Below are 18,455 nucleotides of genomic sequence, written 5' to 3'. Positions count from 1 at the left end.
GAGCCCGGATCTCGAGGTAACGACCCAGAGAGGAAAATAATGCGGAAGGTACGGGACAATGTTACTATATTGAGCACCTAACCAATAAGACTCAGCAATGGCAGATGACTCAATTTCGTATAACAGTGCTTATATCAGTATGAACTTACTGGATGAACTTGATTTCTACCTTGGAGGTTATGGAAAGCCCAATTTTGAATTCTTGTTTACCTTAAACACATTTGTAGAAACCTTCATCGGATCATCAAGTTTTTACACTTCACTAAACGAGTTGAATCATCTTAATCTTACAACATCGGCTCTTTTTCCGAACGGGAGACCAATCCTGAATATGGTGGTAAGAGAAGGAGGGCTGAGATTCGTAAATGGTGTGCTTGAAAAATCAGGGCGGGAAATATACAGGGCCAGTACGTATGGCAGGACCCGGAAGGAATTGCAACAAGGTTTTATCATTGAATACGGGAAAAGGATACATAGTGACTATTTCCTCAAAAGTGATGTGGGTCATATAATTGATGAAATACCACTGGTGACGGCAAAGGTAGACGATGAGGATTTCGTTGTTTCTGAAGTTTTGAGCAGGTCTGATGAACTAGTTCGCAATTTACTGGGTGTTTCCAGAACATCCAGTATCCAAACAACACTCCCAATTTATTTATACGGACAGCAGATCAGTTCGCTGACCACTACGCCGTATTCAATTAAAGCACTGGATAAAATTGCAAAGACACACGAGGCAAACTTACACGAATTGCTCAGGAGCTTGAATTATCGGGTACTTCCGATTCCACCCTTTGCTAATATTTTGCTGGGACAGGTAACTTCCGTTTCTGACATTCCGCTAAAGCTTACGCAGCTTAGGGCTGACTATCAAAACTTAAGGGATAAGTTCGTCGAATTTGAGCAGGAAATAGCTGAAGCGCCAAATCTAAAGTCCCAGTTGAGCACTTTCAGAAAGTTTGAGGAATTCTGGACCACATTTAACCATAAGTATTTGGGTCAACGGAGCAAGATATTTTATGGAACACTTGATGTTTCAAAGGATGCTGATTTGGATAAAGGAACCGATAGTTTACTTGATGGTGAAAGTCTAACCGATTCATTTAAAGATCTAAATCTGGGAAAACTTGGTGGCAACATCTTGACTAAAGGCATCCAGTCTTACAAAGACCACAAAGTCATAAACCGGTTTAAAGGACTTACTAATATCTGGGAATTGTTTCAGGACGGAAAAGGCATAAATCAGCAAATACAACATATCGAACGTTTGTTTTCAGTTCAATTTTCAACAGCAGACATCAACAAAGTTCATTTATATGTGAAATCAAAATTAACAGATATTTCTTCTCAGATTTCTAATCCCTAACCATCATGTTTAACAAGCGTACATCCACAGGTATATTCGTCCCGGCAAAAAGTGGGTTTGTCCAATATATTGGGGATACTGGTAACGGATCTGTGAACAGTGTAACCTTGGCTTTGGGTTATGAACTTGAGCAAGTATATGGACCAGTAATTGGAAGCGGTAAAGACAAAATCCACTATGTGGGCTTTGAACTCTTTACAAGAAATATAGCATTCGTTTTAACCTCAACTGATATAACCTATCTCACGGACAAGGAAGTCAAAAAATTCCTGGGTAACTTTTCGATAAATAAATATTTCAATACTCAAAAAGTCGCCGAAGCACTTACTGACGGTATCGAATACAATAGCCTGAACGTTGACTTTCTTTCAAAGGTGTTGAAACTTGAAAATGTTTCCAGAAATGGTATGTTCTATGCGCAAAGTATTGATGCTTATCTTTACTTTAGAGACGGTTTCCTTACTGATTTTCATTTTGACGACGGGCTCTTTCCTGGTGCTAAAAGTTTGAGTCAGTTCAATAAGCCGGTTTTTGACAGAATATCGGCATTAGCCTATAAATATTGGCCAAATGATGCCTTCCAGGCCAAAAAAGAAATAAATATTCAATCTGAGGCTTGGGCGAGCATTCCCAACGCGTCGAAAAATGAATACGTACCGCTTCATGAGACTGAGAACGGGGGTGCCAACCTGCACATGATTCGGGTCTGTCACTACGCACATCCAATTACCCAGGAACAATTCAAAGAAATTAATCATGGCCGTTACAGAGTCTTTGTAAGAACTCCCCACGGCCCATTAGAATACATTTGTGGAATGTTTAGTTATACTTTTGATGTAGACGGCAATCTGGCTAAAGTTTTTCTACTGAGTAATGATGGACAACCTATAAAAATCATTGTTCCGGAAATTGCTGATGTCGCTAAGGACTAATTCTGGGCCCTCGCCAAAGAACTAAGACTTCCATTGCCAGTCTAAAAATATCAATGGGAAGATCGGCTCGGATTTATGATGTTTATTCAGTTGATCTGGATTTCGCAGCTTTAGTTGCCTTAATTTTCTTAGTGATTTCTGTCTTTATCAATTTAGTATGCTGAATAAGAAGGTCCATCTGCCTTAGGGTTTGTTCCAAGCCGCTCAACAAATAGCCCGGAGTCAATTCGTTGTCGTCAAATAATGGGACATTCCGATCGACAGCATATTCTTTTCGTTCATAAACTGTCCTGATCACCATCATGTCTGGATATTCGGCAATGGCATCTGAGGCTTCAATCCAGTCGTGGAGGTCTGGTGAGGCAACTTCCTTTGCCGCCTCAGACATTAAGTATTTGAGAACACCCCTCGCTGCTGCATCTATTTCCCTGGCTTTTTTCAGTTTCTGGTTGTCGGAGGGGGTAGGGTCTACATCCTGATAATGAAAATAATAAGACTGTTTGTTTTCAGGAACCATGGCGCTCAGGGTTTCCAGTATTTCTCGGAAGCTTTTAAGCGGCCGGAGTCTGGAGCTCATTTTCCATCGGTGGTCCCAAAGAGCAAGGATTGTTTCCGTGCAGGCTTGCTCGGCTTCTTCCTTTCTTTTGCCCGTACCATTGCTGGCTTCGTCCATTTTTCCGGCGACGTAATGAGCCATCCAGCGGCCCAGCGTGTCACTGCTGTTTTCTAGTGATAGTTCTTTTACCAGTAGCTTACCCAATCGGGTAACTTTGTCGAATGTCTCTGATTGTTCCATTTTGTGAGATGATAAATAATTTATGTACAGCGGGCAGGTCCTTGTCATCTTTTTGGGAACGGTACGTGGTATGATACTTCCTTTCAATCTCGACCTCCAGAAGCAGTTCCATATTCAATTCTTTTAAGATATTAATTAATGAGCTAAACTTGCAACGAATCGTATTGCCGCGCTGCTGAGAATTGTCGTTTTCTGAAGCAGGGCTGGCGCACCACATCTGGCACTGTATGATGCTTTTTGAGGGCTGGTTTTTAAGTGCATAAGATTTATGATCGACGGCCTTGAGTAATCCAAGTTGCGCGCAGAATTTTTCTCCGATTTCAATAGGCGGGATTGGCAGTTCATTAGCAAATGGGTCTCTTTTGTCCAGCTCTGCGGTAAGGCCTGAATTAACTATCCAGCCCCAAAGGCGAAAGGGGTAGCGGTCAATGCCTTCATGGGAATCCTTGTATGCTGGCAGGACGAAGTGCCTTGGATTTTCGCAGGTGCTTAAGGCACGCAGCAGCGCATCGGAGGTTGTCGGTTCAACAAGTGCGGATGCTACATAGGTTGTTTCCCGTTTAGAATCCACTTCCTCCCGCCAATTGCCAGAGAGTGTAATGATGATTTCTTTCTCTCTCTTTCCTATGATCGCATTGATGAAGCTTTGTTCTGGTATTGCAGAATGCCATTCCTGGAAATCCTGGCTTGCCCATTCTGGAAGTTGTAGTGGAGCGGGGTCTCTCCAATCTGAAATCCATCGCCCGTCTGGACGTGTTAAACTGTGTGAAGATAGAAAGCCTTCCCAAGGATTGTATTCATCATACTCCTCGGCTTTGAGCAGCGGAATAGATGATAATAAACGAGCTGCCACTACCATTAATGCATGGTAGGAGAGGTAAAACCGATAGTCATCTGCTTCTGGATATCCGTGTCGGCTGGAAAGGCGATTGTAGTTACTGGCCTTGTTCCAGAGGTCTGACCTCGAATCGTCGTCAAATTTGTCGAGTCTGAGCTCCCATTCTATATGAATTATATTAGAGATCAGCTGGGAGATATAGTTTTCTTTGAGGCCGAAGGAGTCGGCCAATGGACTCAGCCAATCCTTTTTGAAATCATAATCCAGGTGGAAGTCTTCTTCATTTTCTTCCACTTCAGTTTCATCCTGGTCTTCATATTGATACTGATTTTCCGCTGATATTTGATTCTGATCTAAATTTGTATTATGCCATTCTTCTAATTCCACTTCTCCAAGTGTTCCCAATGACCGGCTTATGGGATCTATGGAGTGGATTTGCTCCGGGGTATAGCATAAAGGAAATTTAGAGGCTAATGCTAGCGCAGCCTCTGAAGCGAATTTCATAATTAAGGCATGCTCACTGTCGGTGGCATAAAAGAGAAGCTCTGATGCGAAAGATTCTAGTGTTTCCGGAAGTTCCAGGGATACCCTTGCGCAGGCGATCACTAAGAAAAGGTTGGCGTTCAGCTGATAAAATGGATAGTCCTTTGCACCGAATGCCCTGGCCTTGTTTTCCTTGGCATTTTGAAACAAACATCCAATTACGTTCGTCCGGCCAAAAGCTGCAAGGCGTCTGATTGTATGGGCAGCCCTCCATCTGATGTCGGCACTTGGGGAAGCAAGTGCCGCCCATAAATATCCTGACATCACGTGGATAGGATCGGCAGAAGTCTCCAGCCAGTCCTGCCATGGGCCGTCGGCAAAGGAATCTTCAAAATGACATTCAAAGCGACTGAGCGCATAATCTAGTGTCTCCGCCGCCTGAGCAGGTGTAAGGTACGGAGAGGCGAGCCGAGCCAGTCCAAATAATTGTTCTGCGCTAGCAAATTCACGGCTGTTGATTAGTCCGTTGAATATGCCCTTTTGAAGAGTTATTTCAGAATTTTCGTGCTTTGGTAAGACCTTCAAAATGTTACGATAGCCATAATCTTCAGTCAGATCAAGGGCGAAGCGGATACCTATTTTTTCTATGATTGCATCCAGCTGTTGCTGAAAGGCAGGCCGTAAGGCCCAAGACTCAGGGATTCTGGCTAATAGTGCTTCGAAATCATAACTGACCAGCCAGTCGCATTTAAGTACTTCGTCTATGAAGGGAGCTAATTGTTGAGTGCTGATCCTTTTTAAGGACTCGTTCCAAATGACGTAACGTTGGAAGGAAGTCTTCTTCTCCCTGCTGTGCTGCTCGATTCTTGTATTTAGCTTTTCGATGTCGCGGTAATCCAGCAGATTGAGGTTTCTGAATATAGCTTCCCAGTCTAGGTCAGGCTGATAGTCCTTGTTTTGCTGGTAATCACTTTTTGCCTTATCTTTCTTTTGTCGTGCTGGAAATTCGGCAAGGATTTCAGCTAAGGCAGGGTTCTTTATTTTCTCCTCGCTCAACCAACCTTCCAGTTCAAACCAGAAATTAATTTCGATGCCTTCTCTCTTCATGCGGCTCACTGCGTCTGTTATAATCTGGTTTTTCGCAGCCGCTGGAATTAGTTTGGATTTTACGAAGCGTTCCAGGGCCCGTGCAAGCGAGTCTCGGCTAGAGAGTGTGGTGAAACTCCAGGCGGCTAGCGGATCAACGTCCCAGCTTTCTACCATTTCCAGCAGCGCATGAGCATTGGCCCAATCGGCATCACCAATTTCCCGATCACGCCATCTGCTTAAAGCGGATAGCCCGCCTCCAGGGGATAGTTGAACCGCTGTTATCACTGCTGTGGTTCTGCTCCAGTGCTTTTCCCGTTGGTCTTTCCCAATCCCTTCTGCCGTGCGCATGAAACGTTGGGCGAGTTGCTGTTCATCTTTTTTACTTGTGGCAGTTTGTTTTGCCAGGGGAACTACTGCATCCCAGCGATGGAATAGCTCATCACCAACTTTGGAGACCGCTTCGGCCGCTTTTCCAAAATAAAACAGGGCATTGTCTTTAGAAGTTTTGAGGACTGCGCGGGTCAGACTCATATACAGCTCGGATAGTTCGTCAGGCCCGATATCATGCATATGACTTATTCTCCGAAAGGCGGCATCCTCAATTTCATCCCGTAGCTCGGCTAAGTGGGGTGCTCGGTGGGCAAAATAGACGGCTGAATTCCAGTCTGATGGGTACAGGCTTTTGTTGCCTTTAACGTATTTATGGTAAAATTCCTTAAGTTCTTGCACGCTGGTTCCTGAAGCGAATTTGAGGATATCAAGGCATACTTTAGCTATTGTAACAGGTACCGGGTCATCTTGCAAATACAGTCCGGCAACAGACTTTTTCGAAGCTTTTGCAAAGGTTTCTATGGTGTTCAGCTCCAATTTTCCACCGTTTGTAACGATTCCCAGCCTTGCCTTGTACCAAGGTAGCAGGCCTAAGACGACATTTTTCTTTTCTTCGTATTTGCGCTGTTCGTCATAGGATGCCTTGGTTTTTGACGGCTTTTCAGCGCTTAAAAATTCCTCTATCAACTCAGTACCGCCCCCAAGTTCGTGGCGTAAAGCCAGGCTCCTCATGAAGTGGTCCATTTGATTGAAATACCTTGAGTTATTCAGCATATAGCTGGAAGGCATATGAAGGTTTCTATTAAGGAATATGGTAATGTCTTCTTTTGCTATTCCGTAACCCAGCGCAGTTTCTGCAAGGGATACCGGCCCCTTCCAGCGATAGTCATCGAATGCGATCGGTTGTGCAAGCGAATCCGCTTTTAGCGATTTGATTTTTTTCACCGCATCCCTGATCAGTTTTTTTGGACAGCTTAACCCGCAGAGTGCAAGTTCCTGATTAAATTTCATGACAAGGATTGGGTCCTCGCTGCACTTTGCAAGCAAAAAATGGATTGTTTCGAAGTCCTGAAAGTCTGCGAGTCGTTGGATCAGCCAGCCGGATATTTTATGTACCAGTGCACGGTCCTTCATTTTACACATCATCGTTGCGGCACTTTCTGTACCTTGGAATTGTAGTTTGAGGTAAAGTAATTCAAGCCAGTCAGCCTCTGAAGGTACATCGTCCCGGTCATCCGGATCTTTTGGCGTATCGTAGGAGACCCGCAGCCAGTTGATGGCCGACCTTTGGAAGGCTAGGGCTTCGCCCCGAAATTCCGGGATTCGGGATAACAGGGATGCTGAATAGAGGTTGGATGAGCCGTCCCATCCGCTATGAAAGTCCCTTTTAAGTGCCATCTCATGAACTTCATCAGCGGTTCTGAGTTCAGTGATGAGGTGCAGGTTGTCCCGGAGAAGGTAAAACTGTCTGCTATTTCCAGCGATTTCTTCCCCCGCTCTTAAAGCAAGAACTGCGGCATCTTTTAGCTCATTAATTCTCAAAGCTGCCTTCAATGCAAAGTGCAGCCGGTAGATTCGAATATTCCTTGCGTCGATTTCATTGTTTTTTGGTAGGTAATCATCGGAGAGTGAAAGATCAATTAGCTTTCGGTATTGTTCTGCCTGGTGATAGATTTGCGGCAGCACTCCTGCGACGTAGGTGGAGTGTTCTGCCAGCGGTTCCAAGGTTTTTGCGAACTTCTTAAAAGCAGTTGTATCAGCCGTGAAAGTTTTTTTAAACCAGGTTTCGGTTGGTTCATCGCGGAACTGTACAGCTTCACCAGTTATCCAAAGGGATCTTCCGAAATCTGTGACAAAACTGAATATAGTAGGAACATCGACCTTAGCTATTTTTGCCAGTATTTCCAATGGTATGTTTGGAGAGAGACTGGCCAGACCGGTGCATATCTTTTGAAATTGTTTGTGAAATCTTTTTGGGTAAGCATCTTTTACTTTATTCAGGGCTTTTTCCAACTGCAGTTCTATCTGTTTTTCAACTGTTACCGGGTTTGGTCCCAGATTGCTGAGTAGGACTTCGAGAGTTTGTGCTCCTTCTGCAATGGCATTGGCCTGAACACGCGGGTTGGCCAGACTGAGCCGGTGAAATTCTTCAGACTCTGCTTCGCTTGCGTCTGGGAAATGTTGCCTGAGGTGTTCCTTGGTCTCGCTTAAAGTAAAGGAATCAAGAGGGATTTGATGAACGGTAGATTTAGGGTTGAGCAAGAGAATTCTTTCTGTCCTGCAGAGGTAGACCAGCTTGCACCCGTCGGGCATTTCCTCTGCCAACAAGTCTGATGCGAAACAGTTTTCACTCATCTCTTCAGCGGCCATTTCTGAATTGTCAGCTGCATCCACGAGTATCAGTAATACGGCTTCAGGATAAGCTTTTCTGATGGAGAGAATGGCCATCTCAATTCGATGGAGGAATTTGCGAATGATGTCGCTGTCCTGCGTTCCGTTTTGAGCCAGCAGGATTTCTGTAAGGCCTTTGACTGCAAGTTCATTGGTGATTTGCACCAGCGCATCCCTGTGTCGATGGCGAGAATGACTTTTATTTCGGTATTTTCCTGCGCCGAAGCAGTCATAGGCGATAGCCACTGAGCCTTCCTCGATATTTTCGACGAGCTGCCGGGTGAAGACGGATTTGCCGACCCCGCCTGGGGCGTGCACGATAACAGGCTGATTGTAGGATAGGATCTGTTTGCTTATTTGATCATGGCATTCGCGCCGAATAAGTTTTGCTGCTGGTTCCCATACAGGCGTGGCAGGATAAAGGTGTTGCATCTCCATCCCGAAGCAGTGTAGAACTTCTTCCGGTGTTACCGTTCCGTCTGAATTGGGCATTACTTTGGTAGCCATCATGTTGCTGATGGTCATAATTTGAATATGATTTATGCTACCTGCAAAGAGTTGCGTAAGTTCTATACGAAGCTGTTGCTCCTGTATGGTATAGTTCCCTTCTGTGTCTAGGATATTAAGGATGCTGCAAAATTGCTTTAGTTCATCTGGATCGAGTTTAGTGTATTTGGTCAGGGTGTTCAAAAACCTTTTACCTGAATCCTTGCCGGTTGATATTTTCTTTAAGTTACTTTTCAAGTCATGATCAAATGGCCGGTTGGTGACGATGTTGAATTGTATATTTTTGCTGATGATTTCGTTTTTGGAATGGTGTTCCTTAAAACGTTTGGCGAATCCAACGAAGGTATCTTTCAAGTCACTAAGAATAAAAGGAACGTTTTCATTCTGGGTGGTATGTTTAAGCTGGAAGTACAAAATCCGTTCAGCATTTTTTGAGTCACCATACTGTTCGAAGAGGTCTATGACGTATTCGCCTTCCTTATCGGGTTCAGGTGATCCTTCTATTTTGAAAAGTGTTGGCGCAGAGTTTGGATCCAGCAGCCGCAGGCTTCTACGGGCGGCGTACTGGTAATGAAACATGTCTCCGGCCCTGCTGTAGCCCACTAAATTATCCGCCATTTTTATTTATGGTTAGATGAGAAATAATATATGAAGATAGGTTTTCCATCTGAACCGTGCGTCCAATCGGTGTTTCAAATAGGAAAATGGTAGTAAAGTCTAATTTATTAAAATTGGATGTATCCATTAGGAGAGAGTTTTATATTACGCAGTTGGTTAAAAGTAAGATTTGTCAAGACTTAAGTCCAATAGGATTGAATGTAGTTGTTGACCTCATGAATTTTTAGGGGTATTGTAGAGGCTTGCCGTCTGATGTAAAATTCCTTGGAGGTGTTTGCTTCGTCTTTAATATAGACGGGCTTGTGGCATTTAGTATCAATGATGATTAAGCAAACTTCTTTTTCATCTATAGTATGAAAGCTAAGGTCTATCAGGTGATGGTAATCGCTGCCAAATTTTAGGGAAATCAGTTCGTCAAAGCTTTTTTTAAAGTTATCATGGTTATCGCCCTTCTTTATGGAGCTGAAATCTAAGTCCAAGCCGATGACCTTTTTGTTGTCAGCTACTCCGATCAATAGTGCTCCTCCACCTGAATTCAGGTAAGAAGCTAGTGTTTTGACAACAGCTTGTTTTGCTTTGTTTCCAGGTTTATTTGTTTCCAGGTCTATTCTCAAGGTACGTTTGAACTCAATAAATTTTCCTTCCCCTTGCTGAATGAGCTGCTGACAAGTCATATTAGCATACCTGGAGTTTTTAAAGGACTTAGGATCAGATTTACTTTTGACAGGACTGGTTTTATCCTGTGAGGTCGATTGATGAATTTCATCGTAAAATAATTCGTCAGCCAGTGTTTTCAAATAACTAAAATTGCTACTTAACAGGTCGTGTTCATGTTTCTTATCTGAATTGATCCAAAACATCATTTTGAAGTCGTTCTCTGTATCTATGTTTAAAATAAACGTTATCAAATCTGATTTTAGCCCCGGAATTTTAAGTTTGTTAGTTAATGAAATCATTTTTTTTGCTGCCGCCCTTGCATAATTACTGTATTGGCTAATGTCTGAGCTATTAAAGACATATTTTCTAAAATGATCCAACTCTTTATTTAAAGAGGTTAATGTTTTATGGGTTTCCATATCGATGATAAACCTTCCAAAATACTTTTGATCCACTGTTTTTTTGACCATCATATTTGTGAAGTCTGAATAAAGCTCTTCTGCCTGTATTTCCAGTGCTGATCTTTGTACGAAATTAGCTGCTACAACTTCCCTGGAAGTAGAAGTGTGCATATAACCTCTGTTTTCAGTCCGGTCTTTCAGCCATTCTTCCTCGCTGATGAAATCGTTAAAGTAGAGATGGAATTTTGGGCGGGGTGTAAGTCTGGAAAACTCTTCAAATAAAAACGGGATATATTTCTGATTACCCGTTACTACCTCAGGAAAGGGAAATTGGTTGATGGCCACTTCATGGTCAAAATCTTCTTGTATGCTAGCGTTATTTTTCATCTATAACTTGGAGTATGTTACTTCACGAAGATACAAAAGTGACGATCAAATGTGGCAATCTATAAGGAGCAGGAACAAGTTTGAAATCTACTTGTTTGACGGGGTTAAGAATAAATAGTGATCGGCGGGCTCTAATGCTAATGCCTGGATATCATGGGAAGGCTGCAATAATCGTATCCGTTTTCTTTCCAGCCATAGTCAAAGTGTTTTGACATCTCAGGGACATTACAGATAACATGGTATTCTTTGAACGATTAACTATCTTGCAACTTTAACCCCGAACAAGTCCGGGGTGTTAAAGAATGAAATAATGGGCAATAGCGAACCAGATTTTTATGAGCTTCGAAAGTATTTAGCAGCATGGGTGACTGATGTTGGACTGGCGAATCAATCAGGATACATGGATATTAACAGAATTTCTGAGAGAACTGCTATGGTTTTACTAAATCAGGTTTATGATCTCCAGCTTCAAGATCTGAACAAGCTTAAACTAAACCATCCTGGTGTCGATCTGGGGGATCTTCACAAAGGGATTGCTTTTCAGATTACCTCAGAAAATACAAGTTCGAAAATTATTTCCAGCCTGGAGACGTTTCGCAGAAACAAGCTTCATGAACGGTTTGGAAAAGGAATACGGTTTTTTATTATTAGCAGTGATAAAAAGCGTAAAATTCATTCTGTTAGGTTTGCAGAATTCAGGGAACTGTTTAATCCCCAGACAGACATACTTTACCCCTCAGATTTGCAAAAAAATGTTGAAGGTCTATACCATAGTGACCGTCCCAAGTTTGAGAAAATCCTGGATTTTCTGAGAGACGAGTTTGGTGGGCGTAGTAAACAAGGTATTATAAATAAAACACTGATCAGTTTTAATTCTGCGGAGGATAAATTTGCTTTCTATAAACGGGTAATTTCAGGAAGCCACCAATCCGCTACCGACAGGTTTATCGAATTTTCGTGCAAAATAGGAGATATGGAAGTCTCGACAACTGAACTCGATCAGCATTTACAGTCATCAGCGTCGATGCTCATACTTGGCCCTTCTGGTTGTGGCAAGTCAATTTTAGCAGCTCAGATGGCCATCAACTTTTTGCAATCCGGCATTTCCGTAACCCTCCAGGGAAAATATTACGAGCGAAACCTGGAAGCGTTGCTGGAGAAGGAGGCTACAGCCTTTGGCTTTGATTCCGTGATGGATCTTTTTGATGCTGCGCAGGTTTTGAATGTTCCCATGTTGATCATCATCGACGGATATAATGAATGCCTGCCTGAAAAACGAGCCAAACTGATTGCTGAACTTGAAAAAGTGAAAGTGGAAAAGAATTGTAAAATGTTGATCACCGCCCAACTTGATGATCCGCTTTTTGCACCGTTTGACGCTCTACTAGTAAAAGTTGATTTTCCGCCGCCACTTACCAAAATCAAGATTGCCGGGGCTTATAGCGGAAAGCCGGAAAATCCTAAACTGGTATCGCTTTTAGCAATGGTATCGACGGCGCTCGAGGCCAGAATGATTGGGGAGATCGGAGCGGAACAGATTGAGGGTTTGAGCCGGTTTTCCTTATTTGAAGCATTTATTTCAAGGAAGCTGGGTAAAAACAGGAGGGACGGATTTTTGCTTTTGGCATCTACCGCGAAACTGCTTTCGGACGCCATTTCTTTCAGTATTTATGAACGTAAATTGGACGGGGTTTTGAGGGAGACTGCACTAGCTGTTACTGTATATGAAGCTTGCCTAAATGCCGGGCTGCTCGAGAAAAAAATGGCCAAGGTAACTTTTGGTCATGAGATGTTTTACGATTTTTTTGTTGCCGAAAGTGTGGTCCGGTTCGCCAGTGGCGCTTCCGAGATCAATGAAGCGATACGTGCGCCAAAAAATCATGATAAGAAACTGCTCATTATCGGATCAATTGATGACCAGGAGGTTTTGGTTGAGGTGCTGAATGGCCTGACAGACGTCAACCTGCTGCTTTCCCTGGCTTTCGGGGAGGGAGGGGAATTCTGCTGCAACTGGCTGGACTGGAAAATCAGTGATTTATTAAGTAAGGTGGAACAGGAGGTAGATCACTTGGAGTTTGCAATGGATGAGAATTCGCTTTCCGGGGTGAATTTTGTTGACAGTACGCTGCGCTCCTGGACCGATCATGATAGGGCTTTGATCAGAGTGATTCCCTCGATGTTGAGCAAAGGCCGCTTGGTCAAAGAAGTTTTCTCGTTAGTCGGTAAACTGGATGAAAAAGGTAACTCGGCCGTTCAGTTGCTAAAAGAAGAAGCAAAGCAAAAAGGGCAGAGTGCGCGGTCCGGGATATTTGCTTCGTCCTATGTTGGAGTAGCGATTCGCGGTTGTGCAATGACCTGGATCGTTTCTTGTTTGCATTCCGGCTTCTCGGATTTTTACAGGAAACAGACGGTCCCTGTTTCGTTAGTAGAAGAATTGCTTGGCAAGCGCTCATTATACCACGGTCAGTTTTATTTTCTGCTGGTACTTTTGCGCTGGGATGATAAGCTGAGGATACTGTATCCTTATGTTATTAATGCCTTAACTAAGAACTGGAAGGGTTTGCCTTACCACTTGTTCAATGAGATTTTGGACAATGTTACTCATTTCACCAAAGATGATCAGCAGCGCAAATCGTTGATTGACCAGTTGAATGCAATTCATGCTGATACCCAGGATATATGGAAATCTACCATGTTGTTTGATGCTTTGTCTGCTTTAGGGGCATTGGAGGATGATGCAACTGCCTATATACCTGTTGTCAGGGAGGAAATGGAGCTGCTGTTTGACGATCCGGACCTGGAGGAAAATTGGACTTGGGCATCAAATTTTTACGACCGGCAGTTTGATCATCCTTATGACTACGCGTATCAGGTTGTCATTGAGGACATGGAGGAGCCCAAAAAGAAATTGTTTTACGAGATGGCGCTCAAGGGAACCAACAGATCTTTCTTTGCTTCTTCTATTTTGATAGATACGACCTTGCACATGCAGGAAAAGGTTTGCCCATTAATTGAAAAATGGCTAGATCAGCCAATTTATGATAAAACGACACCCCAAGATTCAATCAAAATTTTTCTTTTCACAAACCTGATTTGTTCCAAATACTGCTTCCCGGTACTGAGCAGGTTTAAAGAGGCTTCAGATCCCTTGGATCAGTCATTGTTCGCTGCAGGTGAGCTCTATTACTGGCTTAACCGGCCTGATCTGAGTCAGAAGGAGAAAAGGGATGCCTCTGCACCCTCGACTAAAGTTCTGTTTTCTAGTAACAATGAGTACCTAATTGACAGCATTCAGGAATCACGGCATAATCTTCCTGGATATGATACAAATAGGTTATGGGGAGACTCATCAATTGTTCATATCGAAGATTTTTTCCCGGGTGAATGTCTGAAAGCCTGCTACGCTACTCTCCAAAATCTTGGGTGGCAAAAAGAGGTGTTGGGTTTTCAGCGCGGTGGTGCAGATGTAGACAGGCATGCGATTTATATGCTGGAGCGGCTGGGTGGAATGCTAGATATTGTGCTGCTGCGTGGTATAACGGATCATCCGCTACTGGGCGAATCGGCAGTCGAAGCGATAAAGAAATTAAGCCGGGATTAGTTTGGCTGAACCTGCTTTTAAAATGATCAGGGATTATTCATTGTGATTGTTTCTATGCGACTAAAAAAACTTCCGTACAGATGAGTTAAGTAAAATGTAGCCTCAGTAAGTTTAAACAGCGATTTAAAATAATGGCAGCGAATGTATGGCCGCTAATTTGTTTGTGGGAATTCAATTCGATCTTTTCCGAGCATTTTAGTTTTAAGGGGGGATTAAGTTATGTGTTGCTTTTACCTAACTAGGGAGAAGGACGGTTTTCTGTTGCTGCTTTCTTTATATCGAAATTTATTTCTAGTAAGAATTGAGTGGTAATTGATTACCTTCAGGTATGCAAAAACAGTACCTGACAGCTGAATTGATCGAATGGGTACAGAAGGAGGCCAAGGATCCGATCTGGCAGATGGGTGTACTGGCTTCTTTCAGTAAGCAGTGGTATGGCGTCTTCTCTGTTTCGTCAGCCAGGCTGATTTTTATACACGGGAACCGGGACACAGGCTGGCAACACATCATGAGTCGGCACAATTATTATTCGAATGACCTGTATTTTGGCGAAGGTGCTTTAGGTGATCCGAGCAGGTTTCAGTCGGTCAGTATTCCGATTGATGACTGGCGGCAGGTTGCAGATGACGTTTTTTTGCGTGGTGCTAAAGACCTTAAAGTGCATGCTGACGGTGCTTTGTTTGAAAAGTATATGGGTACTTCTTCTCGCTTCAGCAGGTCTGGTGGTGAGGCGAGGGATTTCGTGTTAGTACTTTACCGTAATACCATGATCGTTCATTCTTTATTTCCTAAGAGGTCTTTACAGCCTGATGTACCTAAATCAAAATTGAAGAAGTTTAAACGGGCATTGGATGAAGTCACAGCGGGTCAATTTTCAAGTGAGTTTTTAACGATTCGCATTCCCTATTTTAATGAGGAACTGACCGAACGTTATGTGGTTATTGTACATATTGATCTGAGTACAATGGGTAACTTGGCCCACCTCCAGGTGAACTGGCCGAATGGTCAGCCGTACTATTGCATTTATAAATTGATGGATTTTAAGTTGGAGCTGTCGAGGTCTGATGTTGCACCCGGGAATATCGAGTTCACCAGGTTTTTAAATACGTTCAGTAAGTACGCAGATTTTTCGCATATTGAAAAAATAATGATGTCAACCGAACAACACCACTTCTTGGATGCTTAAACTTTATAGAGGAGTAAAAAAAGGCAATCAAACTATGCCTGAAAAATATTGCGAGGATGGTCTGTGGACCAAGCAGGTTGGGAGCGGAGACGATCCTGAGCCGCACAAGAAGTATGGGTGGATGCGTACGATTTCCAATCATATTCATTTCCGTAATGAACAAGATAAATTTATATACAATACGACCGCATTTCTTTCATTTAGTTTGAGTCGTAGTATTGCGTTAAATTTTATTGCGGGGACTAAAAATCGTTCGTTTGATCCATCGGTTCGTGAATCGGCTGATGCATTTTTGTTCACCTGCAGTTTTGAGGATTCGGGTTTACAGGAAATCGGTGATGGGGTTTATACATTTCAGTATACCTGTAATTATGGTCGTGGTTCGACGGATCCTGACTTTTACAGTTTCGTAGGGAGTTTTTGTCGTTGCAACATTTGTGAAAATTTTCCCGGGTATAGGCACAAACTGCTACTGATTGATGTCGAAGAATTTCTTTCAGGGGTGCAGGATGATTTTCCGGAGGAATACTTGAAAGCATCCTGGGATAAAGAGTGGTTGTTGCTGCCGGCTGATCCGATGATGGATCCATCCGGAATCGGTTTTCAATCCAAAATAGCTATTGCCGACTTTTGGGCGGTTGAATTTTATAAATATACGAGCTGATGGAAATGAGACCGTATTACCATTTTGTCGAAAATGAAGGTTATGTCAGGGTGCTGGCCAATGAGCATAACGAAATTAGGTCGATTGCATTGCTGAAAACCAAGCTGGCACGCAATTACTCGGCCCTTTGTCTGATCAAAAAGGACCTTGACCTGGTTAAGGAGACTTTGACATTGCTGGAAGCTGGGGTTGAAAATAAGATCATCAAGCAAAGCCTGTCATTTTTTGCGATCATCACTTATGCCAAGTGTTACGCGCAGGCAGAAGGGCGTGGTTCTAGCCTGAAAATTGAGGCGCTCAAAGATCTACCAAAGGAAGTCCGGGAAGAACATGATAGGCTGATCCAGCAGCGCAATAAATATGTGGCGCATGGTGGGGGAGAGGGATGGGAACAGAATGTGATTGCGGTAGCATTAGACCTTGATCAGCGGGTCACTCGCCAGATCTATGAAAATATTGTATTCTTGAATGATCTGGATTCACAGCTGCTAAATTTCAGGCTATTGGTGGCTTTTGTGGATGACTATGTCACAGAACGGCTAAAAAAAAGCTTCGTGAGACTAAAGGAAGAAACATTAGGGACAAATTTTGAGGAATTGGCGGCAAATTCATTCGTGCCGCCAAAGGAAGGTTTACAGCAATTTTAAAACTTGATCAGTATTGATCTAACTTATCTGGTTTCTCTAATAGTTCAGCAGCAATCTCCAATAACAAGCTTTGTCGTTTCTGCAAACCGGAATTTTTGATCAGTGTTTCCAGTTTGTTGCCACTTTCCAGCCATTTTTTGACGAAGACTATGCTGATGGCAATGGCAGCCGGTTCAAATGGAATGATTTGTCCCTGGAGGTTTTGCCAGTAATATTCATCTGAACGGTACAGGTCAGTGATCTCGTTCATCCGCCTTGCGACCTGTTTGAAATTCTGCAGCTTTGGCTGTTTTTCACTGTACCACTGGTTGCTGTCATTGATCGCTTGCAAGACCAGTCCGTAGGGGATGTGCAGGTTCGGAATGGTTCCGAAAAGTTCGTTTTCCAGTTTGTTCTGCTGGAAATAGCTGCCGTTTGTTTCACGGCTGGGGCTGCGTCGAAATTCTCTCTGCAGCGTTTGATAAAAAGCATCTTCGTCATCGGGATACGTTTTGGCTGAGATTTGCTCATTGATCTGGTCTCTTTCTTTTCCTGCGCAGACCTGGCAGATGCGCCATATGGGCATTCCCAGCATCGCATAATTCCATGCGGCCTGTTGGAACATGGGTTTTGCGGCTGAGGGTTCGATCAGGGTCTGGAATACTGCGCCGATGAGCCAGGAGCTGGCGATCCATTCCCGATTATAGGCGGGTTGATCTGTTTCTTCCCGGGCTGCAGCGTAGCCGGAATAGGTTTCTGCCATAGTCAAGACAGCTTCGGGGTCAAGCCCGAGCATTTCTGCGTAGTTGCTCATGAGAGGACCTCCCTGATGTTGGAATACTTTTCCGGTGGAAGGTAGGTAGTATTGATGATGCGATTTGTCGGAACAGGGATGGTTTTGGCTTTAAGCGCTGCTTTGGCTTCCGGCCCGTTATATTCCACTGCCATTTCTATCTGAACAGAGGGGATGATGATCTTAGCCATGATCTCGCCTTGAGAATGATAGGGAAGATAATCTCTGTAAATGTGCAGTTCCCGTATTTCCTCTGAAAACTGTTCCATTTCGATCGCGGCTTTGCCTATTGTCAGCAGGTAACAGTAGAAGATGTATCCGGTGGATCGGTACTGCTTTGTGGCAAAGCGTAGTGCTGTCAGAAAGGGATCGAAGAATATGTTCGTTCCTTTGTCTTTGTCGCGCTGTATTGCTCCGGCTGTGGTGGAGATAAAGGGGCTGACGCTGCCATAGGATCCGCCGTAAGGAGACAGCAGATGTCCCGCTGGTATGGGTTCGTTATAATGGTTGAGATGAAGATCGGCGTTCGCGTAGTTTAGTAGTTGCTTTTGATCTGCAACTTTTATGGTTCCTGCTTTGCGCCACCAGTTGCTCATGAGGCCGTTGTCAACGATGTGCTGTGCAGTAGCCTGGTCGATTCCGTTAATGCCCTTAAGTGCTTTTTGAAAATACATATGTTGTCGGAGGTAAATTTTTGCTAAAGTTCGATAAAATGAAATTGATTACCCATTTGCTATCTTCAATTTAAGAAGGTTGATCTATGATGATATTCTGATAAGAGGTTTTTATC

Annotated in this window: 11 protein-coding genes; 6 read left to right on the top strand and 5 right to left on the bottom strand. The window is 43.4% G+C overall.

Features of this window, described 5'->3' with window-relative positions; all coding sequences use genetic code 11:
- The first annotated feature begins 97 nt into the window (after positions 1-97).
- Both DBR43_RS31470 and DBR43_RS31465 read left to right on the top strand, forming a co-directional pair.
- Complete coding sequence (locus DBR43_RS31470; RefSeq protein ID WP_124587329.1) at positions 98-1,366, top strand: hypothetical protein; 1,269 nt, start codon at positions 98-100, stop codon at positions 1,364-1,366.
- Positions 1,367-1,371: 5 nt separating this feature from the next.
- A complete protein-coding gene (locus DBR43_RS31465) occupies positions 1,372-2,298 on the top strand; it encodes a hypothetical protein (RefSeq protein ID WP_124587328.1) in 927 nt (308 codons plus the stop codon).
- 82 nt (positions 2,299-2,380) lie between these two features.
- Here the strand turns inward: DBR43_RS31465 and DBR43_RS31460 are convergent, their stop codons facing one another.
- From DBR43_RS31460 to DBR43_RS31450, 3 genes are all read right to left on the bottom strand, one after another.
- Positions 2,381-3,094 (bottom strand): hypothetical protein, encoded by a 714-nt coding sequence (locus tag DBR43_RS31460; RefSeq protein ID WP_124587327.1) that lies wholly within the window; start codon positions 3,092-3,094, stop codon positions 2,381-2,383.
- Positions 3,051-9,350 (bottom strand): hypothetical protein, encoded by a 6,300-nt coding sequence (locus DBR43_RS31455; protein WP_124587326.1) that lies wholly within the window; start codon positions 9,348-9,350, stop codon positions 3,051-3,053. Before DBR43_RS31455 ends, DBR43_RS31460 begins: the two co-directional genes overlap by 44 nt.
- Before the next feature lie 179 nt (positions 9,351-9,529).
- Entirely contained in the window at positions 9,530-10,795 is a 1,266-nt protein-coding gene (locus DBR43_RS31450; RefSeq protein ID WP_124587325.1) for a helix-turn-helix domain-containing protein, read from the bottom strand.
- Between the two features lie 310 nt (positions 10,796-11,105).
- Between DBR43_RS31450 and DBR43_RS31445 the strand changes: the two genes are divergently transcribed.
- The 4 genes from DBR43_RS31445 (at position 11,106) to DBR43_RS31430 (ending at position 16,893) form a co-directional block, all read left to right on the top strand.
- Positions 11,106-14,396, top strand: coding sequence for an SMEK domain-containing protein (locus tag DBR43_RS31445; RefSeq protein ID WP_124587324.1), 3,291 nt, complete (start codon positions 11,106-11,108; stop codon positions 14,394-14,396).
- 328 nt (positions 14,397-14,724) lie between these two features.
- Positions 14,725-15,582, top strand: coding sequence for a hypothetical protein (locus DBR43_RS31440; protein ID WP_124587323.1), 858 nt, complete (start codon positions 14,725-14,727; stop codon positions 15,580-15,582).
- Positions 15,575-16,246, top strand: coding sequence for a hypothetical protein (locus DBR43_RS31435; RefSeq protein ID WP_124587322.1), 672 nt, complete (start codon positions 15,575-15,577; stop codon positions 16,244-16,246). The genes DBR43_RS31440 and DBR43_RS31435 overlap by 8 nt, the downstream gene beginning before the upstream one ends.
- The gene (locus tag DBR43_RS31430) at positions 16,246-16,893 is read left to right on the top strand and encodes a hypothetical protein (protein ID WP_124587321.1); all 648 of its coding nucleotides are present in this window, start codon (positions 16,246-16,248) and stop codon (positions 16,891-16,893) included. Before DBR43_RS31435 ends, DBR43_RS31430 begins: the two co-directional genes overlap by 1 nt.
- Positions 16,894-16,900: 7 nt before the next feature.
- Here the strand turns inward: DBR43_RS31430 and DBR43_RS31425 are convergent, their stop codons facing one another.
- Together DBR43_RS31425 and DBR43_RS31420 are read right to left on the bottom strand one after the other, a co-directional pair.
- On the bottom strand, positions 16,901-17,686 hold the full coding sequence (locus tag DBR43_RS31425) for a hypothetical protein (RefSeq protein WP_124587320.1): 786 nt from the start codon (positions 17,684-17,686) through the stop codon (positions 16,901-16,903).
- Complete coding sequence (locus DBR43_RS31420; protein WP_124587319.1) at positions 17,683-18,339, bottom strand: hypothetical protein; 657 nt, start codon at positions 18,337-18,339, stop codon at positions 17,683-17,685. Before DBR43_RS31420 ends, DBR43_RS31425 begins: the two co-directional genes overlap by 4 nt.
- Positions 18,340-18,455 lie beyond the last annotated feature (116 nt).

Source organism: Pedobacter sp. KBW06, from assembly GCF_003852525.1.
GTDB lineage: Bacteria > Bacteroidota > Bacteroidia > Sphingobacteriales > Sphingobacteriaceae > Pedobacter.
This window is presented reverse-complemented; position numbering and strand designations above follow the sequence as displayed.